Here is a 25,399-nt window from a genome sequence, read left to right on the forward strand (position 1 = left end):
ACTTATTTTTTAATATGAGTTTACCTACCATAGAACATATACAGAAATTGGTGCAATCAGGCCAATTTCAACAAAGTGCTGATTTATGTTTGCAGCGTTTGTCAGTAAATGAAAACGAAGATCAAACCTTGTATCTTTTGGCTGTTTGTTATCGCTACGAGAAACAATTTGCTAAGGCGAAACAATATTTAGTTCGGCTGATTGAGCTGTGCCCTGATTATGGACGTGCTTTTCAAGAACTTGCACATATCTATTTCAGTGAGCAAGTGAATGAAAAGGCAGTTCAAAACTACCGGCAAGCGGTAAAATATAACCCCGCGCTGATTTCAAGTTGGCAGAGGCTCTCTCAGCTTTCGACAAATATTGAAGAAAAGCGAATTGCCAACAACAATATTGAATACTTACATTCTTTACCTAAAGCGCTATTAAGCGTGTATAGCTTCATCTATGAAGGAAAACTGGAGAAAGCTGAAAAGCTATGTCGCCACTTTTTAACGCTAGAGCCTAAACATACGGAAGCCATGCGGTTTTTAGCTAAAATTGCTGAAAAACATCAGGTGCTAGATGACGCTGAATTTTTATTGCAAACTGCTCTTAAATTGACGCCACAAAATTATTGGGTGAAGTTTGATTACATTAATGTTTTGCATCGTCGACAAAAATTTGAGTTGGCGTATTCACTTGCTCAAGAACTACATCAAGCATTACCAAATGATCATACGTCATTGCTGACTTTAGCCAATCAACAAGCCGCTATTGGCAAATATAACGAGGCAATCCTCAACTACCAACAACTAATAACCATAGACGAAAACAGTCCAACTGCTGCCTTAATGTTAGGTCATGCATATAAGACGATTGGACATCATGCTCTAGCGATTGAAAATTATTTATTAGCAATACAACGTGAACCAAGACTTTGTGATGCTTATTGGAGTCTAGCTAACTTAAAAACTTATCGTTTTAGTGATGAGTTATTAGCTCAAATGCAAAGTTTAAAATCTGATTCACAAATACCACAGAACGAGCAAGTTCAGTTGCATTTTGCTTTAGCAAAAGCGTTAGAAGATAAACAAGAATTTGAACAGTCATTTGTGCATTACCAACAAGGAAATAACTTAAAACGAGAGCAAATTAACTATCGTTCAGAAGTGATGACAAACAACTTTGCTTTGCAAAAATCGTTCTTCAGTTCAGAAGTTGCAAAACAACTCGCTAAACTTGGTTATCAAACATTGGAGCCAATTTTTATTTTGGGCCTACCTCGTACTGGCTCTACCTTGGTTGAACAAATTTTATCCTCTCATTCTCTTATCGACGGAACACTTGAGTTGCCAAATATATTGGCCTACGTGCAAGAGCTTAATGGTCGACAATATAAAGAACACAAAGCAAGGTACCCTAATATATTGTCATCAATCCCCGCAGAGAACTTTGCTCAGCTGGGGCGTCGCTACATAGATGAAACTCGTGTTTACCGAGGAAGTGGCGAGTTTTTTATAGATAAAATGCCTAACAATTTTAGGCATATTGGTTTAATAAAATCGATTTTACCTCAGGCTAAAATTATCGATACTCGTCGAGAGATCCATTCTTGTTGTTTTGCAATATACAAACAGCTATTTGCCGAGGGGCAGGAATTTAGCTATTCGTTTGACGATATTGTCTCTTACTATCGAGATTATGTTGAGTTGATGGAACATTGGAGCTCACTATATCCAGAGGATATCTATACCGTAAACTACGAAACATTAGTTAATGAACCGACACAAACAATTGATGCGTTGTTTAAGTTTTTAAACATTGACGTTGAGCAAAATTGTTATCAATTTTTTAATACTGAAAGAGCGGTGCGAACAGCAAGTGCTGAACAGGTTCGACAACCCATCAACCGCAAAGGGATGGAACAGTGGAAAAACTTTGAACCGTATTTAGATGAATTAAAAACGCTTGTAAATACAAGCAGTGAAACGATTTAGTTTCACTGCTTGGTAACTGCTTTAACTTAACAGCATGGTTTATTGGAGTCGTGCTCAGCCCAATGTTTTAATTTACTGGTTTTGCCAATGCCGGGGTTGAAACTGTTGGTTGGATCAAGTTCTTGATAAAAACTTCTTAATGCGTCTTTAGCTAAGTATTCATGGCCAACATTATGTTCGGCTGGGTATTCGGCACCACGTTGATCAAAGGTTGCTAAAATTTGGTTTTTTACTTTTTTAGCATCCACGCCTTTTTTCAAAATATAGTTTTGGTGCATCACATGACAGAACAAATGGCCATAGTAGAGTTTGACGGCAATCTGTTCGTCTAATTCTGGTGATAGCGTTTCAAACCAGTCTTTTTCATTGCGTGGAAAAGCAACATCTATGGTCATTACTGAACCAAGTTCTTTTGCCTTCATGGCATGCATGCGACCAATAGCACCACCAGCAACAAAACGATGTAAAATTGCTTTATCACCTTCTTCTTTTGTACATTCAAAAAAGTCGCCTTCGTTGGTTTTGAAAAACTCGGCCAGATATTGTTGTGCTTCATCTACACCATCGTTACTCATTTCTAATATCCAGTGATGATCAAAACGAGCCCGAAATGCTTCCATCCGCTTAGGTAAGTGGTTAGGAAATAAATAACTCATATACTGCATTATACGATCTGACATTTTGGCAGGTAAAAAGCCTAAGTTATCTGCAATGCGATCAACAGTACGCTTCATGGAAAACATTTTTGGAATGTACTTTGAGCCAAGTTTATCAATCACTAAAAATGTATCTTTACCGTATTTTTTCGATGCGTCGTAGCAATCTTTATGTAAATACTCACCAGATACCGGTAAGTTCTTGAACGTTGACAGAATATCGCGACGAATTTTGCCAAGCACCGCAGGGTCGTTGGTACCAATGTAAAAAACTTGTTGTTTTTCTGGAATAGGAAAAGTGTCAACTCTGACGGCAAACACTGCTAATTTACCAGCACAACCAGATGATTCGTATAATCTACGACCGTCATTGTTAAAACGTGAAGGCGTATTTGCGTCTACGTCGCGCACACGTTCGTGATACTCGTTGTCAGATGCACGTTTGTTTGGAAACTCTACATCATCGGCACGGTAATTTTTATTCTCTAAATTAATTAAGATTTCTTCAGGGGAATCGCCAAGTTTAATACCAAGATTGTTAACCAGAACTAATTGTCCATCAGCATCTATTTGCGCAAATAGTGAAAGCTCAGTATATGCTGGCCCACGTTGAACAAGTGCGCCACCTGAATTATTGCAAATGCCGCCAACAATTGATGCACCAATACATGAAGAACCGATAACTGAGTGGGGCTCTCTACCATAGGGGGCGAGTGTGTCTTCTAAACCAAATAATGTGCTACCCGCTAAACCGATAAATTGCTCTGCATTGTTGATCAGCTGAATATCATCAATTCGCATCGTACTTATGACGACTACTGGACGATCGTAGTTATTACCATCAGGCGTTGAACCTCCAGTTAAGCCAGTATTTGCCGCTTGCATAATGACAATAATATCGGCTTCAACACAGGTTTTAAGTGCACGCCAAATTTCCACTAATGAGCCTGGACGTATTACTGCCAAAGCGTCACCTGCTCCAAAACGAAAGCCCTTGGTATACGGCTGTTTTTTTGCTGGTTCCGTTAAAATATACTGTTTTCCTACTATGGATTCCAAAGCAGAAATAATTGAGGTAGTTGCGCTCATAGTTATCTCTAGTGGGTGTTGCTAAGCTATCTGGCTAAAAATGGAGCTAAAGTATACAGCAAGGATTAACTCAATAAAACGAGGCGTTTGATTAGAATTTATAATCAAAAGCTATATTTGGAATCTTTTTGGGATTTTAAAGCTGCAACTTCAGATCTTAACTCGTTAAATTGCTGAACCTAGTTTCAGAACAATATTTTTTATACAAAAATTCTAACAAAATGTTGAAATTGTTCTAGTATAAATAACATGGGTACTAAGCGTTGCAAGGAAAGCTTTATTATCAGTTGTTATTAAAGAGAACCTTGTATGCGATTGAAAAGCAAGATCATACTAAACGTAGGGGTCGTTGTAAGTATTGCTCTTATACTGACTTCCTCTATTCTCACCTATATTGCGTCGGTAGACGTGACACAAGCACTTCATTCACAGGTTAAGCAACGCCTCGTTGGCTTACGTGATGCTAAGCGTGAACAAATTGTCGATTATTTCGAAACGATTAATCAGCAGGCTATAGCCTTAGCGAACTCAACAATGACGGAAAATGCCACGCTTGCATTTATTGATAGTTACAATAGTTACTCGTCTCAGTCGAATTTACCTGATAAGCAAACTCAGTCGAGTGTATTGTCGAGTTATTATTTGAATGAATTCCTTGCTAAATATAAAGAAGAAAATCAAGGGACGAGTTTAAATGCTAGTAGCATCATGAATGCTTTGTCTGAAACGGGTACTGCGCTTCAGTATCGCTATATAGGCGTTAGTGAATTTGGTTTAGGTGAAAAAGATAAGCTTGTTTCGCTTAACGATGGCTCGGATTACGATAAAGTGCATCAGCTGTATCATGAAAAATATCGTAACTTTTTACAGCAGTTTGGTTTTTACGATATTTTTATTGTCAGTGATAAAGGAGACGTCGTCTATTCGGTGTTTAAAGAGCTCGATTATGCTACCTCTTTAACTTCAGGTGCTTTTGCATCTTCAGGCTTGGCAGAAGCATTTAACAAAGCGCGCTCTGGCTCAAAAGGGCAAGTGTTTATGACAGACTTTGCGCCTTATACGCCATCCTATGAAAGTGCTGCGGCATTTATTTCTGCACCTATTATTGCCAACAACCAGCGCTTGGGCGTGCTTATTTTTCAAGCGCCGGTAGATAAAATTAATGCCCTGATGACCTACCAAGGGGAGTGGGAGTCTCGCGGACTAGGTAAGTCTGGTGAAACCTATTTGGTTGGTAGCGACTTTTTAATGCGCAGCCAAAGCCGCTTTTTAATTGAAGATAAAGCAAATTACCTCAATGACTTGCGAGCGTCAGGATTATCTGAAAAAACCATTGCGGCGATTAGCGCAAAAGACTCATCTCTAGGTTTAGCTAAAGTTGATACTCCCACTGTACGCGCGGGGTTGAACGGGCAAAACGGCTTCGAACTCATAAAGGACTACCGTAACATTGAGGTTGCATCTGCGTTTGGTTCACTTGAGGTTGCTGGCAATAAATGGGCAATTATAAGTGAAATAGACGCTGAAGAAGCGTTTCAAGCGTCTGAACAATTAACGTCTTCTTTAACTGTCACTTCTGTTATATGTACATTAATTTTAGTGTCACTTGGTATCGTAACTGCTCTTTGGTTGGGTAACTTTTTATCAGGGCCTATTATCGTTTTAAATAAATCCGTAAATGAAGTAGCAGAAACCCTAGACTTAACAAAACGTATTAAAGATCGTTTAGGAAAAAGTGCTAAAGATGAGATTGGCCAAGTTTCTCGTTCTTTTAATGGCATGATGGAAATTATGCATGACACACTGACAGGGATGGATAAAGCGTCTAGCATCCTTGATAGCCAAGTTCACAAACTTAGAGAAAACTTTAATCTTGTTGAACAAAAGTCATTAGAACAAACTGATCAAACAACTCAGCTATCTGCAGCTATTGAAGAAATGTCTGCAACTTCAGATGCCGTGGCTGAATCTGCTACTTTGTCAAGTGAGGCGAGTGCAGCGGCGGTTGAACAAGTGCAGTTAGGCACAAACAACTTATCAAACAGTTTGCAGGTAACAAGGGCACTTGGTGATACTGTGCTTGAATCAACGCAAACAGTGCGAACTGTTGCTGAACATGCTGCCAATATTGTTACTGTACTCGATGTAATTCGGGGTATTGCAGATCAAACTAATTTATTAGCACTTAATGCGGCAATTGAAGCAGCGCGAGCGGGTGAACAAGGTCGGGGTTTTGCTGTTGTTGCTGATGAAGTTAGAACCTTGGCACAACGCACTCAAAATTCTACTTTAGAAATTCAAACGATTATTGAAAATCTGCAATCTGGTTCAGATGAGTCTGTTGCTGTTATGACCAGAGCAGCTGAAATGGTTGAACAAACTTTGCAAAGTGCTGAAAAAGTTAATGAAACTTTCAAGATTATTAGTGAACAAGTGGGCAGTATTGAAACACAAAATAGTCAGGTCGCATCAGCTACAATGCAGCAATCTATGGTAGGTAAACAAATGGCTGAACAAGTTGAACAGATCACCATGCTAGCGCAAGATAACAACGAGCTAGTTAATTGTGCTTCTCAATGCTGTAACGCAGTTGAAGAGGAATCATCCATGATGAACAAACTTGTCGCGCAATTTAAGCTGTGAAATTAGTGCGATAAATTGCGTAACTTTTGTTCACTGAGCCTTATCATGGCAGTTACCGATTAAACAAATTGGTAACTGTCATATGCGATGTATCTATAAGAATTAAACTAGCTGTTGAGGTGGGTTTTTCTATACTGACTTGGTGTCATTTGCGTTTCTTTTTTAAATGCGGTGTAAAATGATGACTTAGCATTAAAACCTACCTGCATCGCAATATCTAATACGGTTTCCTCTGTGTTAGTTAATAGTCGTTTTGCTGCTTCTATACGGTGATGGTTAACATAATCAAAGAAGCTTGTTGATAAGTTTTGGTTAAGTGTTTGTGATATGTAGTTTGCCGAAGTTGAAATGTGTTTGGCCAACTTGGGCAGTGATAAAGCTGCATCTAAATAGAGCTTATCTTCTTTCATGGCCTTTTCAATTTGAGATGCAATATGTTGGGCGCGAGTTTGGTCTAGTGCCGAGTGTTGGTATTTATTAGCCGTTTGAAGGTGTTGTTTGCCTTGAGTGGTTTGGTAAAGCTCTTCGAAACCGGGTTTTTGTCGCAACCCCCATTGGGCTAATATCCAAGTCATAATAAGGCCAATAATGCTAAACACGGCATCATTAACCGGTGCAGCATTGCCTAAATTACTTAAGGTAATATTTATGGTAGCTAGCAACCACAAGATTCCGATCGACAGCAATATAAAGCTCAGCCAATACAACTCTTTGGTATCTTTACTGGAAAATATCTCTTTTAAATAAAAGCGATACTGCCTTAACCGTTTGATAATTTTTACGTAGTAATAAGCGGTTTGAACTGCCCAGAACAGCACTAACATAAAAGTAGACAATACTAAGCAATATACTAGGTATTGCATTGGCGTGCTGTAGGTAGGTATGTATTGGTCAGTCCCCTGTATTAGTAAGTGATGTTTGATTTCATCGGGTAAAAACAATGTTGTCGTAGCAATACACCATCCTAACAGGGCTAAACTAAAATGCTTTAGGTGATGGCGTCTAAAAAGCCAATTTGACTTACTGGTCATACTAAGGACATAGCACCAAAAACTTGGACCAATTAAGAACATTGTTGGCAAAGTAAAAATTAAAAGGTTAACGGCAAAATAAGGAGAAACGTCAGATAAAGTTGAGCGGCTTAAAACAAAGGCGATAGATACCAAACAAGTGACAAGAGCAATGTCGCCATGGTGTTTCTCTGTTCGGCTGAGCAACAGATTGGCACTAAATAGCGCAATACTGAGGGTGACGGTATTGATAAACATTAAAAAAAATGAATTCGACATTTTGCGCTCGTCTAGGTGTAAATCGCTTCAAAAACAATGCTATATATTAAAAGTTACAAGTCCGAAAGTGTAGGGTTGTACTGTTAAAGGTATTGTTAAACACAGCCGGACGACACAGCAGTTAGTCAAAGTAACATGATGGTAAAAAATGATACCAACGAGAAACTTTGACTATGACACAAGATATTAGGCTATCAAATAAAGCACAAAAAGTAACAAGTTCATTTAACTGGCCAACCGTTTCGATATTGCTCATTATATTTGCCATTCCGGCAATACCAGCAGTCTTTATTTTAATTTTTGTTGCATTGGGTCTGGGAGAGACACCAATACAAAGTGAATTTATCAACCCTGTGTATTATCAAAAGCCAGTGGTTATTTTTACCCATGGTATATTTGGCATTCTGTTTTTTGTAAGCGCACCTTTTCAATTTTCGACTTACCTTCGCCAACGCTACAAACAATGGCATCGTATGGCAGGTTGTATCACTATTATTTCGGGAATTGGTATTGCGCTATCTGGTATCGCCATGCACCACATGTTGACACCTGACGTGAAGGGCGCGCGATATCTCTCTTTGTTAGCATTCAGTGCAATAATGTCGCTTAGCTTTATCGTCGGGTTTTATTATGCTTGGCGTAAGAGTTTTACCAATCATCAATGTTGGATGTATCGAGCCATTGCGATCTCAGCAACGCCAATATCACTGTTAGTTATTGAGATCTCATTGAATTTGTTATTTGGTCAGCTAATGGCTTATGAGTTAATACATCAATTCTTATTTGATTATGGCAGAGTATTTGTCGTGGTATTAAACCTTGTATTTATAGAGTGTTTTATAAGTAAAACTCTGTTGTCATCGCAGAACTTTGCTGCACGTTATGGGTAAGCACTTTTATTATTTAATAATTTATTGTGCAGCTTTTTGGCCGCTAAACCTGTAATCACAATGACCACAGCTCCTGTCAATACAGGGGTTAACAAATAAGACCAGGTTTGTTCTGTCATCATGATTAATAGCGGGTTTGCTCCGGCCGGTGGATGGGTTGTGTTAGTTAATAACATGGCGCTTACGGCTAGCCCTGTGGCTAAAGCGAGTGTGAAAGGGGAAACGCCAAAGGCAGAGATGATGGCTAACCCAATAAACGCAGTTAATAGATGGCCAAAAATCACGTTTTTGGGTTGTGCCAATGGGCTGTCTGGCACCCCAAATACTAATACGGCAGAGGCGCCAAGTGGCGCCATAATTAATGCAGTGCAAGAGAAAATAAATTCTCCAATCGATAGTAAACCAATAGCAAACATCGCAGCAATGCCAGCATAAATTGCCGAGTGTGCTTTTTCTAGATTCATTTTTAATCCTTAATTGTGAAACGGTGGGCGTGAACGAGTTTGCCAAAACCTTAATGTTTATTTTGGTTGGGGCAGGTTTACTCTGCAGGCCAAACTTTAATAACCAATGTGCGGCTATTTTAGTTTTTTTGTTAAAAATGTGGGCACCAGAGAGTCTACGTATTGAAACGTTTCGTCTTTTTATTGCATTGGTGTTATTAAATCCGTGTGGTTTTTAATGAAGTTAAGTAGCGAAAGTAAAAAAAGATTAGGGGCAGGCTTCGGCTAAATGAAAACACTAGGACAAAACACCTTACCGACAGGCCTTTATTACCAGCGTAACACGCCCCTAATCTAAAAAGAAAAACCAACAATACTTAACGTTTAGCGGTGGCAAGTGTGGCTAACATTTTTTCCAATCCATGTGGGAACTGGTGGCCTTGATATCGAATATGACCGTCAATGTCGATGATCACTTGCGTCGGTGTGCCAAAAACACCATAAAGTTCACTGATACGGGAGTTATCATCAAATGCTAAAGCATATGGTAAGTTATATTTTTGTTGGTACTGTTCAACATTGTTGATGTTGTCATTAATACCTACGTTGATGGCTAATATTTCAATCTGCTCAGAAAATTCTTGGTGAAAAGCTTTTAAGCGAGGGATTTCTCGTTGACAAATAGGGCACCAAGTTGCCCAGAAAAATAAATACACTGGCTTGTTTCCTCGAAAATTGGCTAAGGTAAATGTATCTCCAGATAAGGTGACCGTGGAAAAGTCAGGTGCGCTTATGTTGGTATCTACACTTTGTGTTAAGGCCTTGGAAGGTAAAGCAATGACAACAAGGGTTATGATAAATAACCTTGATAATTGCTTGATTATTTTTAACGTTAAATGGGCTTTATGGAGCATTGTTATTCCCTTTTAATTTAGTGAGATAAACGCTTTAATTAAATTTCTACTTAAGGCTTGTGTTAACCACTGGGTGAAATCAAAATCACTGACAAGCTCTAGCGCTTTTCCTATTGAAATTTGTTTTACTAACAGTGTTAACCAAGTTAATTCGCTATCTGAAATTTCAACGACCTGGGCTTTATATTGCGGTCGATAAACTAATATATTGTAGTGAGTTTGCCCTTGATCTAATTTATTGAGTAACGCCAGAGAAGATTGTTTATTGTCATGATCTGCCACTTCTTTTATCTGAATAATCGGGTAGCTGGTGGAAAACGTATGAACGCTGTCATTGATTAATATCCCGACATTATCTAGCCCCTTTTCTTGCATTAAAAAAGCCGACTCTTGTAAAAACATTTGCTGTGTTGCACGTTCTGATTGATGTATAGCCAAATCCATACGAGCTACCTCAGCAATAAAGGGATATTCTTCAATGACTTCTAATGAAGTTAAGAAGTTTGGTAAGCCAACCCCCCACTCAGCCCAATCTCCTATATGTGGAGGCTGTTTAAGTAAAAGTGAATGAGCAATTTTACCCATTAAGTCGTTGCCAACTAAAACCGCCAATGTAGGGTAAGTGATAGATAATGCTTGAGTTGCGGTTGCTTGTAAGTTTTTTCTATAGATGTATAACCCTTTGTCAAAGCGGCTGTTTGTTAATGGCTGTTCACTCAAAATTTTGGCAACAAAAGTTTCTTGGTGTTGCAACACGTTATTTGACATTAACTTATCCATAGCTAGCCTCTGTGGCTGAGTTTGTTAGTGTTGCTTTAGCTATTAGTTTCGCTTTTGTCACTTGTGCTATTAATTCTGGCCAACTAGGCAAGTTATTATCCCATTCGATGAGCGTAGGTACTGCGCCAAAACGTTTCAATGCTAGCCGATAAAGTTGCCAGCAATCCTCGCTAATCGGTTGGCTATGGTCATCAATAATAATTTCACCAGCGGCTACTGGTGTGTGTCCTGCAAGGTGAATTTCTTTTATTGCAGATGAAGGGATGTTGTTGAGCCATTGATAGGCAAACTGCCACTTGTCGCGACTATTAATATTAGCAGCCGACACTAAAATATTGTTGAGATCAACTAACAAGCCACAACCTGTTTGAAGATGTAATTGCGTAAGAAACTCAGCTTCACTCATCTCATCCTCTTTAAACACAAGGTAAGACGACAGATTTTCTACCAGTATTTGGCGCTGAAGTTCGTTTTGCACCATCTCAACATTGTTCACTAATACTTGTAGTGATTTTTCATTAAAACTTAGTGGTAATAAATCACCCATATGTATTGGTTTTGACATCCAAGTACTCCAAGCGTAACTGGCGTGATCTGAAACCAATATTGGATCTATTAATGAAATAAGATTTTTTAATTTATTAATAAAGTACCCAGGAACACCTTTTGCCGAACCTAGCCCTAGCGCCGTTGAATGCAGACTCACCTGGTAAGTGTCCCGAACGGCTTTTAGGTAGTTGATGGTTGCTCCACCTGAGGCAAAGAAGTTTTCTGAGTGAACTTCGACAAAATCGATAGGGGCAGGTGAAGCCAAAGCGTCTTGATAATGTTTATGTCTTAACCCAACACCTATGAGTGGTTCTACGTTACATTTTAGCGTCATTTTGGCTTCTACCCTTGTTTTGCTAGTGAGTTTTTTTACTAGCGTTGTACTTTGCTTTTGCTTCTTTCTTTAACATGCCACCAATCTTTTCACAGGTGCCTTTATCAACCAGCTTCCACTCTCCCGGATCGTTATCAACGGTTGATTGTCCTGCGCAAGAATGAGTACCTGCTAAATTGCCGCAATCGTTTTGGCCCGCTTTAGCGACGCCATAACATTTCTCTTTTCCAGCTGCCTCTACAGGAGTGACAACGGTTGAAGACAAAACGGCCGCTAATGCTACACTTGCTAGTAGTTGTTTATTCATTAATCACCTCGTTATTGATCTGCCAATACTTGAGCCGGAACATACTCGATACCATTCCAAGTACGATCCGCTGTTTGAATGTTGCCTGAAACATCTTCCATCCATTTTTTCTGCACGGTTTTATTTAGGTTTAGGTACAACTTACCTTGGTCGATATACCAAGCTGATGGATCGGTATCTAACTTCTGGTTTAATACAATTCCCATTGCACAATAGCCACCAAACTGTGGGGCGAACTTGGTCGGATTTGCTTTAAACTTGTCGCGATTTTCTGTAGATGAAAAGTAGTAAATCGCACCTTCATGTGTCGCGCTATACTTAGCTGAGCCTTTAGTAGGGGCTCCTTTTGTAAAGTAAGCAACAGGGTCGTAACCATGTATTGCTAAGTCGTTAGCGTTAACATTGATATTGTTGTCGACAGCAAATGCCAAGCTACTAACGGCTAACGCGCCAGCGACGCTAATTGATTTGAACAAAGTGGATAATTTCATATATTTTCTCCTTAATTAAAATTCAGTAACCACGTATCTAACAGCGGGTTACTCGACAGGAGTAAGCATAAAAGAATAGAAATTGACTCAGGTATCCAATGGTCTTGAAGTTGAAACCAAAAATCTTTAATCGATATTTAATAGAATTGATGTTAATTATTTGTGGTGAGAACAGTAAGCAATCGAGAAGGCTAAAATATAGAAGAGTAAAGGCTAAACAAAAAAAGTACACATAGGTGTTTAGCCTCTAGAATTTAAGATTTTGAACGTTGCGAATTCACCCATTCTGTTGGTGATAAACCTAACGTTTTCCTAAATACGCGCGCTAAAGCTGATCCATGTTCGTAACCCACTTCATTTGCAATTAGGTTAATTGATTTACCTTTTTGCAAAAGATCTTTGGCCATCGCAACCCTGAGATCGGTAATATAATTATTGGGCGGTTGTCCTACGGTTTCCTTAAAAAGAGCGGCAAATTTTGATCGTGAAAGCGCGGCAATTTCTGCTAAAGACTCAACGGTCCATGGCCTTTCAGGCTCTTTGTGAATAGCTTCAATCACACTTGATAACCTTGGGTGTGTCATTGCCGACAAAACCCCTTGCAAGACAACACCATTTTCAACGACATCTCGCAGCACTTGCAGTAAAAATATATCGGCGAGTTTATCTATCATCGCTTGTCGGCCTGTTTTTTTATCAAATGCTTCCCTAAACAGCCAAGCCGCAGTATTTCCAATATCATTTTTGCCAGATATCTCATAATAGATAAATTGAGGTAAAGACTTTATTAACGAGTGACTATTGGCAGAGTTAAATTTCACCACTGCACAGATAAGATTGGCCTGATCTGACTCACTGGCGATAACTCTATGCTCACTGCCGTCGGGTATAAAAATCACTGATGGCGTGTCTAAGCATACTTTATGGCCTTCGTTAGTAATGATGGTTAATTTGCCTGATTCTAGAATATGTAAATGACCACCATCACTACTGCCAATAGTTTGGATACCACACAAGTTACCTGAGTAAAATACTTCAGCACTCAGTGTTACGTGGTTAATAATTTTACTTAAATCATCCATACATTCAGTCCTCTTGAGTATCTGTACAGATCTGTACAGTAATTCAAAATTACGTTATTATCAACAAAAAACTTTCCAGTCGCCTGAGTGAACCGCTATGTTACACTCGAACAAAAATTGAAAAGGGGGTAATGTTGAGACCGTCTAAAAAGGAAGAAATACTTCAAAAGTCGCTAGATATTTTTTATCGCAACGGCTTTCATGCAACAGGTGTTGACCTCATTGTTAAAGAAACCGGTATTTCAAAAACAACCATCTATGCAAATTTCAAAAATAAAGAAGCGTTAATTGCCGCGGTATTAGAGCGAAGAGATGAAAACTTTAGCTGCTGGCTTGAGCAGCGGGTTAATCACTTAGCTCAGTCAGAACAAGATAAGATTTATTGTGTTTTTGATGCACTTGAAGAATGGTTCAATGAACCAGCTTTTAGTAGCTGTATGTTTATTAAAGCTTCGTCTGAATTTCAAGAACGAGACAATACCTTTTACATGCAATCGGTACAGCATAAGCTGAAATTAAAAGATTATTTTTTAAACTTAGTAAAACTTGCGCAATTACCAAACCCCGAACTTGTAGCAAACACTGTGGTAATGCTAAAAGAGGGGGCGATTATTTCAGCCCACCTAAGCCTTATGCCCCATCCAGCAGCTCACGCTAAAACCATGTTAAAAGAGCTTGTTTCAAATCTAAAATAAAAAGGCTGAGGCAGTGTTATGGTTCTTGTCATTACAATTCACCCACTGCACTCAGCAACACGACGAGCTAGAAATTCTATAATTAATCTTTAAGCAGTATGCTGTAATACCAATCCGGATAAAGAATTATCCACTTAGAATGGCATGAGCGGCATTAGAACAAATGAAATAAGTGAAGATATAGATGTTCTACATTAAGTTTATTTTGTGCAGTTATCATGTTGCCCATCCATTCCCAAAGGGCGAGTTTTAAAGGCTTATATGCTGTGTTATTGATTTTAACAATGGAATAACCATTCTTTGCAATCAATGCCTTGCCTCTAAGCCATTAAACTATCGCTAAGTGAGCAATCTCTTATACGGATTGGTATAATTTAATTTTAATCCAGTGATCCGCTGATAACTTTTGACCACCAAGCAGTATGATATGCAGTAAAATAACGCCCCAAATAACATGCCCGTATAACGCTGCCGGCGCTATTTCTTCTAAACTGATCACCGCAACTATGTTAATAATGCTCAGGCCTACAGCATTAACCCGTGTCGCCAACCCGATAATAAGTAATAGAGGCAGCACCAGTTCGCCAAATGTCGCCAACCAAGCAGCAAGCTCAAAATTAATTAGTGGCACGCTATATTCGTATTCAAAAAGCATTAATGTTGACTGCCAATCTCTAATTTTTGTTAGGCCAGAGGCAAAAAATACCCAAGCGACATAGGTACGACCAAAAAGATTAACGACTGGTTGAATGTAATGATCAAGTATTGCTATTAGCAATCGATACAAGTGATATTGTCTGAGTATTAATGAACGCATAAATTTGTCTCTACTGGGGTAATACCAATTGGTATAAGTTTGTGATGTGGCAATAGTAGAGTTAATGATTTAAGTGCGGGTATCAAAGCGTCTTTAGTTTTAAACCAATAGTCCAAATCCTTATTTAATCAATTTGACATCTTGATATGATAATCTTTGAAAGATTTATTATTTATATTGATAAAGGGATAAAAATGGTCAGTAGACGAAAGTTTATGGTGGGGGCAGGGACAATAGCATTTAGTGGATTGGCCGTAAGCTATCTTGGTACTAAGTTTGTTGATAAACCAATGAAAACTCACAAGGGATTTGGACCATTAGTTAGCGACAAAAATAAGCTGTTAGATTTACCAAGAGGTTTTTCATATCAAATTATTTCGTCGTTAGGCGATAAGATGTCAGACGGCTTAGATGTACCTGATAGAGCTGATGGCATGGGCTGTTTACCGCTTGGCGACAACAAGGTTGCGCTTGTACGTAATCACGAGTTGCACCCCAAACACCTTGAAGATTTATCCCCATTGCTGAAACAACACAAATCTGCACATGCGTATGATACCTATAAGAGCGGCGTCGCACTGCCTGGTGGCACATCTACGATTGTTTATGATGTTGCCAAAAACCAGGTAGAAAACCAATTTATGAGTTTAGTAGGTACCATACGAAATTGTGCTGGTGGTACCACGCCTTGGGGGACCTGGCTTACGTGTGAAGAGTCAGTTGATACGCCAGATGGCAATATAAGTAAGGAACATGGCTACATATTTGAAGTACCCGCTACAGCTCAAGGTATTGTGTCAGCAGAGCCTCTAAAAGCCATGGGGCGCTTTAATCATGAAGCTGCTGTGGTTGATCCAAGAACAGGTATTGTGTATTTAACCGAAGATCGTGGCGATAGTTTGTTTTACCGATTTATTCCCAAGGTATTTGGTAAATTGATTCACGGTGGTAGGCTTCAAGCGCTAGTGATAAAGCACAAGCCTAAATTTGATACACGCAATTGGTTGCAGACCAATATGCCATTAAACTTTTGGATGGAAACTGAATGGGTTGATATTGAAAACCCAGAGAGCCCAGAAGATGACTTGAGAATACAAGGTCATGAAAAAGGAGCTGCGTTATTCGCCCGCGGAGAGGGCATTCATTGGGGAGATAACGAACTTTATTTCTGTTGTACCAATGGTGGTTTTGAGCATTTAGGACAGATTATGCGTTATCAACCATCAACATATGAAGGACAACTGCAAGAAGCACAGCAACCGGGAAAATTACAGCTGTTTTTGGAAAGCCAAAACGCGACGCTTTTTAACTTTGGTGATAACTTAACCGTAACGCCATTTGGTCATTTGCTGGTGTGTGAAGATCAATATACTGATAAAGTGGACAATCATTTACGCGGCGTAACACCAGAAGGTGAATTGTATGCTTTTGCTAAGCTACATAGTCAAACAGAGTTGGCCGGTGCTTGTTTTTCACCAGATGGCTCAACGCTGTTTGTTAATATTTATTCGCCTACTAAAACATTAGCGATTAAAGGGCCGTGGCATATGATAGCGAGTTAGCGCTGGTAATCGGTTCGCTGCTATTTCTCTGCAAACTGAGCACTTTCAGCGCTAAGTAACTTCTCGAAATCTTCTGCTGGTAGCGGTTTAGAGAAGTAATATCCCTGATAGGCAACACAACCTTCTGAGCGCAACAAATCAAGCTGTTCACTGGTTTCCACACCTTCAGCAATCGTTTGTAAACCTAAATTGTCTGCCAACTGAATAATCGTACGAACGATCATGTGAGCTTTTTTATTATCAGTACAGTGATCGATAAAGCTTTTATCGATTTTTAACGTATGCAAGGGTAGGTTGGTCAGTTGTGATAGTGATGAATAATGAGTACCAAAATCATCTAGCGCCAATTTGTAGCCACATTGTCTAAGCTGCGACATCACATTGACATGCATTCGTTGTGAATCCATTAAAGCACTTTCTGTTTGTTCTAACTCTATCCACTGCGGCATACAATTAGCTTCCGTTATGATGTTGTTGAGCTTTTTAATAAAGCCGCTATCAGTAAGTTGCTTGGTTGATACATTAATGGCAATACTCGACATCTCTGACTGCGCTTTAAATTTGATAAAATCGGTGCAAGCTTGCTTTGCAATCCAATAACCAATTTCACAAATATCACCAGATGCCTCGGCGATAGGAATAAATTCTAATGGACTAATAAAGCCGTATTTAGGGTGTTGCCAACGAATTAATGCCTCGGCCGAAAATACTTTATTGCTATTGATACATACTTTAGGTTGATAATGTAAAACCAACTGGTTTTTTTGCACTGCAAGTTTTAAATCGGCTTCCAGCTCATGATAACGAATGGTTTTTTCTGTTAAATGCTGTTGGTAAAAGGCATAGGTATTTTTACCTTCAGCTTTTGCTTTATACATAGCCAAGTCAGATTTGATCGCCAAAGATTCACTGTCTTGTGCGTCAGTTGGAAAGATGGCAATACCAATGCTAGAGGAAATAAAATAGTGCTTATTTTCTAACTCGTATGGCTGTTCAGCCAATGAAACAATCTCTTCTGCCAAATGTTCAGCTGTACGTTTAATCTTCGTAGTAGGCGCTAACAAATAAGCAAATTCATCACCGCTTAATCTAAATAACTCAACACTTGCGTCACATAATGACTCTAATCTTCTGGCAACTTGTTTTAAGGCTTGATCGCCCATGATGTGCCCTAACTGATCGTTTATCTTTTTAAAGCCATCAAGATCGATAGAAAGTAAGGCAAATTGTTGCTCTGGTTTATCAACTAGTTGCAATTGTAAATATTCGATTGCTTCACGGTAACTTTTGCGATTTTTTAATCCAGTAAGATAATCGGTATAACTTTCTTGCCTAAACAGTAACATTTGACGTTTAGCTTGTTGATGGAAGTACGACATGGTGCAGGCAAACGCTGTCACTAGGACCATTTCGAAACTATCTTCAAATACATCAAAAAAAGGTGTTTGGCCTAAAGAGTATCCGTATGCTGTGGTAAGTCCTAGCGCAATTAATAGCGGGATAAAGGAGCCTGGAAATATCATTAAGAATAACAGCGGAATGAAGTGATATATTTCCTCTATGTCTTCTATATCCTGAATATAAAGGTGCCCAACAGAAAAAATTGCAACAAAGCCAATGAAGCTAAAACCAACGGCTAAATGTTTATTGTTTTTTAAAAAGTAAGCTAATGCTAATGATATGGAAAAAATGCAATAGAGGACTTGCGCGCCCAGTGGTTGATCGCGTATCAATAAAGCCAAGCTGCAGGCAGCCAATAAAAGTAGAAATGCAGTATGCGCTAAATTTGTTAGCCAGCGCTCTTGTTGGTACAAACTCACCATCCCCTATATTTTTTCGGTGTTACGTGTCGTTTTAAATATCAATGGTTTTGGCGCAAGCCTATTATGTTACTTGTCGCAAAAATAAAAAACTTGAGCTAGATCAATAAAAGGTATTTTAGTCGCTTTTTATCGTCGGTGAAATTGATGAAATGTGTTTTATGTGCGTTAACTCATGTTTAAGACGGTTTAAACAATTGAAGCCGTCTTAAAATAATACGAGTTTCAATTTACAAGGTTTTTTTAGGAGGGATAAACATTAACTTATACAATTTAAAACCAGTTACTGTGATCAAGATAAAGGCTACATCAAAAATAATGTAATACATGATCTCAGTTGTCCAAATGCTGTTTGTTTCGCTAGCGTAGGCACCACTCATAGCCGACGGTAAAAATGTTATTGCCAAGACACTCATTAAAAATTTGAAAATTTGCATAACAGAGCCAAGTGTTTGTTAACAGATAAAGCAAAATAGTGCTGGCAGTATATCGTCATTTTATTTAAATGCAAATAATTATCATTAACTTTGTTTTGAGGCGATAAAAAGCGCTTGTTATAAAACAAGCGCCATTTTCAAATCGACGTGTTATCAAGCGTGATTCACACTTGCCTATTTTCCTGACAACTTAGTTTTTGCATCAGCCGCCATTAGAGCAAATACCGCATAGGCTGCTGTATTTTGCTTAAGTTTGGCAGGATCAACTTTGTCTAATGTATCATCAGCCGTGTGGTGATAATCAAAATAATCTGTACCATCTTGATGAAGTGCAAAAATTGGTGCTGAAGTGGCATTTTTAAGTGGAATTAAATCAGGACCGCCATTAGCGCTATTTTTTCCTATATAAGTGACATTAAGCGGCGCTAATTGCGGTGCTGAAGTGGCATTTTTAAGTGGAATTAAATCAGGACCGCCATTAGCGCTATTTTTTCCTATATAAGTGACATTAAGCGGCGCTAATTGCTTTGCAATTTCACGAACTGCTGGCAGAGATGCGGCATTAACTCGTGATTCAAAACCATAAACAACATCGGCACCAAAGTCAGATTCTGCAGCAGCAACAATGTTACCTAAATCATTTTTATGTTTTTCAAAGTAAGCCTTAGCTCCCCAAAGGCCAAGCTCTTCGGCGGCAAATAACACCACTCGTATGCTACGCTTGGGGCGTTTTACATCAGCAATGTGTTTTGCTGCCGCCATAGTTAAGGCAACACCTGCACCGTCATCCAATGCGCCTGTGCCTAAATCCCATGAATCTAAATGGCCGCCAATTAACACATATTGCTCAGGGAACTGAGTACCAGTAAATTCGCCAATGACGTTGTAGCTAGTTCCTTGACCTAAATCTTCTGTTTGAATATTTAATGCAACTTTAACCTTATGACCAGCATCGACCAAACGAGCTAGTTGATCTGCATCTGGATTGGCTACTGCAGTTGATGGGATTTTAGTCACCCCTTCTTTATAGTGGCTGCCACCAGTATGAGCAAAACGATGATGGCTAGTACTGACCGAACGCATCATGTAAGCAATTGCACCTTTTTTAGCTGCTTCAACCGCGCCACTATTACGCGCTCGAACTGCAGGACCGTAACCATTACCATCAACGTGACGATTCATACGATAGTTAATAAAAGCAATTTTGCCTTTTAAGCTGTTTGCTGGTGCTGCAATTAATTCGTCTAAGGTTTCAAATAGAACAATTTCGCCAGTTAAGCCATCTTTAGGCGTACTAACACTATTGCCAAGCGCTGTTAAATGTAAAGGCTGTTCACTAGGTAAGATAATTTTGGCTGACTCATGGTAACGTCGCCATTCTGGAAAAGTTGCTTCTTCGATCCAAACTTTGTCAAAGCCAAGTTTTTTAAATTTATCTTGCGCCCATGCAACTGCTTTTTTGTCATTTTCAGTGCCCGGAAGTCTTGGGCCTACTTCTGTGGTCAGAGAAGATAAAAGCTGCCAACTTAAGTCACTCTCAAGTGCGGCTTCTCGCACTTGCTTCACTTGTTCAATTTGTTTTGTCGTGAACTCGTCGGCAGCCACTAAGCTACTAAATCCAAACGACAATATGCTAAAAGCCAATAAAGAACGAAACTTCATATTAATCCCTAGTTATTGTTTTGTTTGTACGTTATTAAAGCATTAATGTACATGATGTTCGATTTAATCACTATAGTTTCGAAGAATATTCGTTAAACAAGTATGTGGTTAGCCACTTTTCATTTTGCTAGTGACGAACACATCCGCGCTATTCGGCTGATTTTGTTGCTAAATCCATATTGAAAAAATCGAGTATCATATACAACTCGCTAGAATACCTTGCCTCGTTAGGTACTTTTCTGAACTGGCTGGGAGTCACTTTAAGATGTGTGGCAAACCATCGACTCATTTGACGCTCATTGTTAAAACCAACGTCTATGCAAATACGTTTGATCTGATGTTCAGTCTGGATTAGCTCAATCATTGCGTTTACGCCTCTATAGCCGTTAAGTAATGCTTTTACACTTAACTCTTGTGGCAGATATAAACGGCAATTATGCTGTACAGTGCGAATACTGCATTTTAAATAACGACCAGCAAGTTGCTCAACAGTGATATCGTAATTAGTAAAATGTTCGCATATCAACGCCTTAATCGTTTCTATGAATTGCGTTTTACGTTCTGATTCTTGGCTAACTTCTGTAGACGTATTTTTTATTTTTCGCTCTGTAGTCATTGAAGCTTTTAACGATTGTTTTACTTTTTCTTCAACGCGTCGCATTTGACTGGAAAGATTGTGTAGGTGTCGCTCTAGCATGGTTATATCACTGTTTTTATCCAAAAATATATCAGCCATAGAGTCCAATGCTGCGAGCCGCGTAGTTGTATCGCCAAAAGCGCTGCAAACGATCACAGGAATGTGTGACAGAGAATCGTCAGATTTTAACTGTCTGACTAAATCGATACCTGCTGTTTTAGTTTCCATGCTGATATCAGTAACAATAATATCTGGCTGATGTTTGTTTGCCAGTTTAAAACCTTGTACGGCGTTTTCAGCTAGAATTATCTGATATGTTTCACTCAACAAATAGTTAAGTGACTGTCTTAAATCGGCATTATCTTCCACTAACAACACTGTATACATGTCTTTGTTTTTCTCATCGCTTTTGATATGGTCGATGTTGATAGGTTCTGGCAGTTTATTAAAATACAATAACTCTGGTTGAGCTTTCGCAACTGGCAGAGCGAAAGTAAAACGGCAACCGCCCAATTTGCTCTCGGTTAAGGTGACGTTGCTTTGACAGGTATCAAGAATTGCTTTCACCAGATAAAGCCCCATGCCTCGACCTTCACAATGATTAGCATTGAAGTTTGCAGAGTTTATTCGATAACCACAGGTAAAAACTTGAGAGCGCGCACTAATTGGAATCCCTGGGCCGCTGTCATCAATTGAAAACTGCCACACATTTTCTTTTTGTATCGCACTTAAAGTAATTGTCCCGTTTTTTGGGGTATGTTCAATAGCATTGTCGAGTAAATTATCAAGTACTAAGTCGAGCGTTCCCGGTTGGCAGTGTATAGCGGCTTGTTCGGGGATGGATAAGTGAATGGTTAGTTCTCGCTCTGCTAATCGGTTTGTTCTAGTGGAGAGCACTTGATTGACTATGTCACTAACAAGTAAATCGATTGTTTTATAGTCGCACTTAATTCTAAGCTCAGCTAAATTGAGTTCTTGTCTGACACCAGCTCGTATATCTTCAAGTGAACTTATCGCCGCTTGAATACTCGTTAATATCATTTGTTGCTGAGCATCATTTCCTAGTTGCTGCGCTTTTGACACTTCCCTTAATGCAATATTGCAATGATTATTTACTGACATCAATGGGGTTTTTACTTCGTGCGCAAAGCTTTGAAATTGAAGACGAATGTGTTCATTTGTTCTGGCAAGATCTAAGGTTGCCTGGCTTACTTTTTGTTTTAGTTTCTGCTCTGTTCGATCACGCCACATATGATAAAAATAGATCATAAGAAACACTAAAAAACCGTAAAATAGATAGGCCTCTTGGCTAAGCCATGGGGCTGGGTGCACGGTAAAACTTGCTAAAGTGGTCGGCTCGCTCCAAATACCGTCTTTATTTGCCGCCTTAACTTCGAATATATATTGCCCTGGTGGTAATGCGTTGTATCTTGCTTTTCGCTCTTTTCCCGCGTTGATCCACTCATCGTCTAGACCCGTTAATTTAAATTGATAACGAATGTCTTGTTGTTCAGCGTAAAAAATACCAACAAATTCAAACGTTAAGTAATTCTCTTTATAAGAAAAATCTAGGTCGTCAATTTGTGATAGAGGTTGTTCGTGTAAAAATGCCTGCTTCAAGCTAACGATAGGTGGTATCAGATTTTTCTTTACATTTTGCGGCTGAAATATGTTGATGCCATTGATACCACCAAAATAATAGGTTCCACTGGCGCCTATATGGCCTACACCGTAATTAAATTCCCAACCCTGTACTCCATCGCTGGGAGTGTAATGACTAAATTGTGTGGTTTGAGTATCAAATTTTGCAATACCTTTGTTGCTGGTTAACCAGAGATTCTTGTCATTGTCAGCTAACAAGGAATAGAGCATGGTATCTTTTAAACCGTCTGCAAGGCCAAAATGTTTCCACTCAATGGCCTGACTAGGATTGGTATTAGCGTTAGGTGGTATTAAGCTCATCTGAAGTAAACCACCCCCACGAGTTGCTAACCAAAACGTGCGCTCGCTTGCTTGCCAAATACCATGTACCCATATATCAGTGCTTTTAACACCTGCTTTCGCTAGGTCAATAGACTGAAAATGCTGAAGCTCGGTTGTAAAACGAATTAGGCCTGTTGTGCCTGCGAGCCATAAATTTCCTTGCTGATCTTTATACAGTTTATGAATGGCGTTGTCTTTTAACGCTGGAGCATTTTCTTCTGTCCAAATAATCACAGGTTTACTTTGGTCATGATAATCTTGGTAGCCAAAAAAGCCATCACCAGCAAACCAAAAAATATTGCGTTCTTCGTCATTTAGTAAGGTGTAAGTTTTTGAATTAACCAATAGATTTTTGGGATGTGAGCTGTCTGTAATAATGTTAGCTTCAACAAAGTTGTTCTGCTTTTCATTAAATACACGTAATCCAAAATTAGTGGCTGCCCAAAGGGTGTTGTCAGGAGCTCTTGTTATGGCATGGATGTATTCTCCAATTTGACCACTGTCTTTAGGCGCGTGATGATGACGAAAGCGTTCACTTTCTTCGATGAAGTGTAAACCAAAGTCTCGTTCTTTAATGGTAAGTTTTTTTATGCCTGCGCCATCAAGCCCTATCCATAAAGTAGAAGGCGTTAGTGGATCTTCATAAATGGCTCTAATAATATTGTTATCAAAATTAGATGTATGTGTTTGCTTGGGAAGCACATGACTAAAACGCCTGTTATTGGGCGTAAGCCAGTAAAGTCCGTCGAGATCAATTTTTATTAGAATTGCACCGCTACGGGTCAGCAATAGTTTAGGTACATTGCCACCATTTAAATTTGAATGAACATCTTGGTAACTTTCTACCCGTTTTAATTTACCGCTCTTAGCGTCTTGGTTATAAATCCCACTTATAGCACTCACCCACAAAGTACCATCGGTAGACGATAAAATAGTGCCAATACGGTTATTACTTATTTGGTTGTCACTGGATAATTGCTCAGCAGATAACAGCGAATTAAAGTTTCCTTTATTGTTATCAAATTTCTGTAGCCCATTAAAGGTACCAACCCATAAGTTGTTCTGACTATCGATGTGAAGCTGAGTAACAAAATTATTTTCTTTGAACTGATCATCGTTTTTAAAAAACGTGTAATAGCTGCTAATGTGAGTATTTGGATCAAAACTAAATACTCCTTGTTTACCTGCTAGCCAAAGCTTTTGCTCAAATTCGACAATATGAAGAAAGTGATGAGTTCTCTTTGTAGTTTCATTTAGTGTGGGGGAAAATATTGAATCAAACTGTTGAGAGCTTTCATTAAAAAGGCTGAGGCCATTGTAGCCCACTAACCAAACTCTTCCTTGGCTATCTTCGAATATTTGAGAGTAGGCGGATTGAACTTCAACGCCGGTGGCAACGATATCTAAGCTATTTTCGTAAGATATATCAGCTTCGGCAATTAGTCGAAAAGACTGCTTATCGGCTGACGACAACAAAATCACATTGCCTGTCGCCCATATTCTTCCTTGGCTATCTTCAAGCAAATGACTAATACGTTGATTACTTTGTACACTAGTCGGCCATTTAAAACAATTGTGGTTATTTTGTTTAACCGCCATGCCATTTGATGTGCCAACCCAAAGGGCATTGTTGTTGTCAACTAACATCGACAAAACTTGTCGACTTGGCAATTGGCAGGATTTTTCAAGCTGATTATAAGTTGATAGTTGGTAGCCATCAAAACGGTCAACACCATTTGCTGTTCCCAACCATAAAACGCCACTGTGATCTTGAACTGCTACTCCTACAGTGTTTTGCGAAAGGGCAATATCTAATTTTTTAAGGTGAGCATGTGCCATCGCTCGGTTGTTGATTAATAGTAAAATCACCATAACAACAACTGAAAGTAAGTGAATAAATTGTTCTTTCAATATGCATTCTTTTTTGTTTTTTAACATTGAATGTCTAAGTTTTTTGATGGAGTGAAAGTTAAGTTAAGTTACAATAGTTTAACATTTTTGCTTGTTGTTGTTTTGTTTTTTTATATTGTTGTTAAATATGGTTAATTTTCGTTTGTTTGATGAAAGTTGATCAATTAATTCTGCGGTATGAATATGGCATGTTAACAAATTTGTAACCGTCAAAAAGCGCAAAACTTACTGTCAAAAAGCGCAATTAACTATAAATGATGTAAAGGTCAGATGTGTTAGTTTGTGCTTACAAATTAGGCGGGCTTAATTCTTGAACTTTGTACTGCTTGGTTAGCTGAAAAGATTTGGCTAAAACAAATATGAGCAAGGTTTTATCTAGCTATATCACATTTGGCGTTATTGCTTTTATTACTTATCAAAATACGGCAT

General features: G+C 38.9%; 19 protein-coding genes. 5 read left to right on the forward strand and 14 right to left on the reverse strand.

Features of this window, described 5'->3' with window-relative positions:
• Positions 1 to 14: 14 nt before the first annotated feature.
• Positions 15 to 1,979, forward strand: coding sequence for a tetratricopeptide repeat-containing sulfotransferase family protein (locus IE199_RS19520; RefSeq protein ID WP_189774060.1), 1,965 nt, complete (start codon positions 15 to 17; stop codon positions 1,977 to 1,979).
• A gap of 26 nt (positions 1,980 to 2,005) precedes the next feature.
• Here IE199_RS19520 and dld read toward each other — a convergent pair whose 3' ends face one another.
• Positions 2,006 to 3,724, reverse strand: a complete 1,719-nt coding sequence (gene dld / locus IE199_RS19525) for a D-lactate dehydrogenase (protein ID WP_373304828.1) — start codon at positions 3,722 to 3,724, stop codon at positions 2,006 to 2,008.
• A 309-nt stretch (positions 3,725 to 4,033) separates the two neighbouring features.
• Here dld and IE199_RS19530 point away from each other — a divergent pair, with 309 nt between their 5' ends.
• Positions 4,034 to 6,367, forward strand: a complete 2,334-nt coding sequence (locus tag IE199_RS19530) for a methyl-accepting chemotaxis protein (protein ID WP_189774062.1) — start codon at positions 4,034 to 4,036, stop codon at positions 6,365 to 6,367.
• Positions 6,368 to 6,474: 107 nt separating this feature from the next.
• On the opposite strand, the gene IE199_RS19535 is transcribed toward IE199_RS19530, so the two are convergent.
• Positions 6,475 to 7,656, reverse strand: a complete 1,182-nt coding sequence (locus tag IE199_RS19535; RefSeq protein ID WP_189774064.1) for a helix-turn-helix domain-containing protein — start codon at positions 7,654 to 7,656, stop codon at positions 6,475 to 6,477.
• Between the two features lie 173 nt (positions 7,657 to 7,829).
• Between IE199_RS19535 and IE199_RS19540 the strand changes: the two genes are divergently transcribed.
• On the forward strand, positions 7,830 to 8,546 hold the full coding sequence (locus IE199_RS19540) for a DUF2306 domain-containing protein (RefSeq protein ID WP_189774066.1): 717 nt from the start codon (positions 7,830 to 7,832) through the stop codon (positions 8,544 to 8,546).
• On the opposite strand, the gene IE199_RS19545 is transcribed toward IE199_RS19540, so the two are convergent.
• The 7 genes from IE199_RS19545 to IE199_RS19575 all read right to left on the reverse strand — a co-directional run bounded on the left by IE199_RS19545 (position 8,537) and on the right by IE199_RS19575 (position 13,446).
• Positions 8,537 to 9,010 (reverse strand): HPP family protein, encoded by a 474-nt coding sequence (locus IE199_RS19545; RefSeq protein WP_189774068.1) that lies wholly within the window; start codon positions 9,008 to 9,010, stop codon positions 8,537 to 8,539. The two genes, IE199_RS19540 and IE199_RS19545, sit on opposite strands and share 10 nt — an antisense overlap.
• A 356-nt stretch (positions 9,011 to 9,366) precedes the next feature.
• Positions 9,367 to 9,903, reverse strand: a complete 537-nt coding sequence (locus tag IE199_RS19550; RefSeq protein WP_189774070.1) for a TlpA family protein disulfide reductase — start codon at positions 9,901 to 9,903, stop codon at positions 9,367 to 9,369.
• 12 nt (positions 9,904 to 9,915) lie between these two features.
• Positions 9,916 to 10,683, reverse strand: coding sequence for an HvfC/BufC family peptide modification chaperone (locus tag IE199_RS19555; RefSeq protein WP_189774072.1), 768 nt, complete (start codon positions 10,681 to 10,683; stop codon positions 9,916 to 9,918).
• Entirely contained in the window at positions 10,676 to 11,566 is an 891-nt protein-coding gene (locus tag IE199_RS19560; protein ID WP_189774074.1) for an MbnB/TglH/ChrH family RiPP precursor modification enzyme, read from the reverse strand. The genes IE199_RS19555 and IE199_RS19560 overlap by 8 nt, the downstream gene beginning before the upstream one ends.
• A 22-nt stretch (positions 11,567 to 11,588) precedes the next feature.
• Positions 11,589 to 11,873: a BufA1 family periplasmic bufferin-type metallophore gene (locus IE199_RS19565; protein WP_189774076.1), complete on the reverse strand. Its 285-nt coding sequence runs from the start codon at positions 11,871 to 11,873 to the stop codon at positions 11,589 to 11,591.
• Positions 11,874 to 11,884: 11 nt separating this feature from the next.
• On the reverse strand, positions 11,885 to 12,364 hold the full coding sequence (locus IE199_RS19570) for a YHS domain-containing (seleno)protein (protein ID WP_189774078.1): 480 nt from the start codon (positions 12,362 to 12,364) through the stop codon (positions 11,885 to 11,887).
• Positions 12,365 to 12,618: 254 nt separating this feature from the next.
• Positions 12,619 to 13,446, reverse strand: coding sequence for a cupin domain-containing protein (locus IE199_RS19575; RefSeq protein ID WP_189774080.1), 828 nt, complete (start codon positions 13,444 to 13,446; stop codon positions 12,619 to 12,621).
• A gap of 131 nt (positions 13,447 to 13,577) precedes the next feature.
• Here IE199_RS19575 and IE199_RS19580 point away from each other — a divergent pair, with 131 nt between their 5' ends.
• The gene (locus IE199_RS19580; protein WP_189774082.1) at positions 13,578 to 14,141 is read left to right on the forward strand and encodes a TetR/AcrR family transcriptional regulator; all 564 of its coding nucleotides are present in this window, start codon (positions 13,578 to 13,580) and stop codon (positions 14,139 to 14,141) included.
• A gap of 355 nt (positions 14,142 to 14,496) precedes the next feature.
• Here the strand turns inward: IE199_RS19580 and IE199_RS19585 are convergent, their stop codons facing one another.
• A complete protein-coding gene (locus tag IE199_RS19585) occupies positions 14,497 to 14,958 on the reverse strand; it encodes a DoxX family protein (RefSeq protein ID WP_189774084.1) in 462 nt (153 codons plus the stop codon).
• 194 nt (positions 14,959 to 15,152) lie between these two features.
• Here IE199_RS19585 and IE199_RS19590 point away from each other — a divergent pair, with 194 nt between their 5' ends.
• Positions 15,153 to 16,520: an alkaline phosphatase PhoX gene (locus IE199_RS19590; RefSeq protein ID WP_189774086.1), complete on the forward strand. Its 1,368-nt coding sequence runs from the start codon at positions 15,153 to 15,155 to the stop codon at positions 16,518 to 16,520.
• Positions 16,521 to 16,540: 20 nt separating this feature from the next.
• Here the strand turns inward: IE199_RS19590 and IE199_RS19595 are convergent, their stop codons facing one another.
• The 4 genes from IE199_RS19595 to IE199_RS19610 all read right to left on the reverse strand — a co-directional run bounded on the left by IE199_RS19595 (position 16,541) and on the right by IE199_RS19610 (position 24,970).
• Positions 16,541 to 18,334, reverse strand: a complete 1,794-nt coding sequence (locus tag IE199_RS19595) for a putative bifunctional diguanylate cyclase/phosphodiesterase (protein ID WP_189774088.1) — start codon at positions 18,332 to 18,334, stop codon at positions 16,541 to 16,543.
• A gap of 236 nt (positions 18,335 to 18,570) precedes the next feature.
• The gene (locus IE199_RS19600) at positions 18,571 to 18,777 is read right to left on the reverse strand and encodes a hypothetical protein (RefSeq protein ID WP_189774090.1); all 207 of its coding nucleotides are present in this window, start codon (positions 18,775 to 18,777) and stop codon (positions 18,571 to 18,573) included.
• 174 nt (positions 18,778 to 18,951) lie between these two features.
• Positions 18,952 to 20,439 (reverse strand): M20/M25/M40 family metallo-hydrolase, encoded by a 1,488-nt coding sequence (locus tag IE199_RS19605; protein ID WP_189774092.1) that lies wholly within the window; start codon positions 20,437 to 20,439, stop codon positions 18,952 to 18,954.
• 148 nt (positions 20,440 to 20,587) lie between these two features.
• Entirely contained in the window at positions 20,588 to 24,970 is a 4,383-nt protein-coding gene (locus IE199_RS19610; RefSeq protein ID WP_189774094.1) for a hybrid sensor histidine kinase/response regulator transcription factor, read from the reverse strand.
• Positions 24,971 to 25,399: the final 429 nt, after the last annotated feature.

It is taken from the genome of Thalassotalea marina, from assembly GCF_014656435.1.
GTDB lineage: Bacteria > Pseudomonadota > Gammaproteobacteria > Enterobacterales > Alteromonadaceae > Thalassotalea_C > Thalassotalea_C marina.

Bases quoted from the DNA above. Each gene is read 5' to 3' on its own strand.
- IE199_RS19520 (WP_189774060.1), top strand. From the start codon at position 15: ATGAGTTTACCTACCATAGAACATATACAGAAATTGGTGCAATCAGGC.
- dld (WP_373304828.1), bottom strand. From the start codon at position 3,724: ATGAGCGCAACTACCTCAATTATTTCTGCTTTGGAATCCATAGTAGGA.
- IE199_RS19530 (WP_189774062.1), top strand. From the start codon at position 4,034: ATGCGATTGAAAAGCAAGATCATACTAAACGTAGGGGTCGTTGTAAGT.
- IE199_RS19535 (WP_189774064.1), bottom strand. From the start codon at position 7,656: ATGTCGAATTCATTTTTTTTAATGTTTATCAATACCGTCACCCTCAGT.
- IE199_RS19540 (WP_189774066.1), top strand. From the start codon at position 7,830: ATGACACAAGATATTAGGCTATCAAATAAAGCACAAAAAGTAACAAGT.
- IE199_RS19545 (WP_189774068.1), bottom strand. From the start codon at position 9,010: ATGAATCTAGAAAAAGCACACTCGGCAATTTATGCTGGCATTGCTGCG.
- IE199_RS19550 (WP_189774070.1), bottom strand. From the start codon at position 9,903: ATGCTCCATAAAGCCCATTTAACGTTAAAAATAATCAAGCAATTATCA.
- IE199_RS19555 (WP_189774072.1), bottom strand. From the start codon at position 10,683: ATGGATAAGTTAATGTCAAATAACGTGTTGCAACACCAAGAAACTTTT.
- IE199_RS19560 (WP_189774074.1), bottom strand. From the start codon at position 11,566: ATGACGCTAAAATGTAACGTAGAACCACTCATAGGTGTTGGGTTAAGA.
- IE199_RS19565 (WP_189774076.1), bottom strand. From the start codon at position 11,873: ATGAATAAACAACTACTAGCAAGTGTAGCATTAGCGGCCGTTTTGTCT.
- IE199_RS19570 (WP_189774078.1), bottom strand. From the start codon at position 12,364: ATGAAATTATCCACTTTGTTCAAATCAATTAGCGTCGCTGGCGCGTTA.
- IE199_RS19575 (WP_189774080.1), bottom strand. From the start codon at position 13,446: ATGGATGATTTAAGTAAAATTATTAACCACGTAACACTGAGTGCTGAA.
- IE199_RS19580 (WP_189774082.1), top strand. From the start codon at position 13,578: ATGTTGAGACCGTCTAAAAAGGAAGAAATACTTCAAAAGTCGCTAGAT.
- IE199_RS19585 (WP_189774084.1), bottom strand. From the start codon at position 14,958: ATGCGTTCATTAATACTCAGACAATATCACTTGTATCGATTGCTAATA.
- IE199_RS19590 (WP_189774086.1), top strand. From the start codon at position 15,153: ATGGTCAGTAGACGAAAGTTTATGGTGGGGGCAGGGACAATAGCATTT.
- IE199_RS19600 (WP_189774090.1), bottom strand. From the start codon at position 18,777: ATGCAAATTTTCAAATTTTTAATGAGTGTCTTGGCAATAACATTTTTA.
- IE199_RS19605 (WP_189774092.1), bottom strand. From the start codon at position 20,439: ATGAAGTTTCGTTCTTTATTGGCTTTTAGCATATTGTCGTTTGGATTT.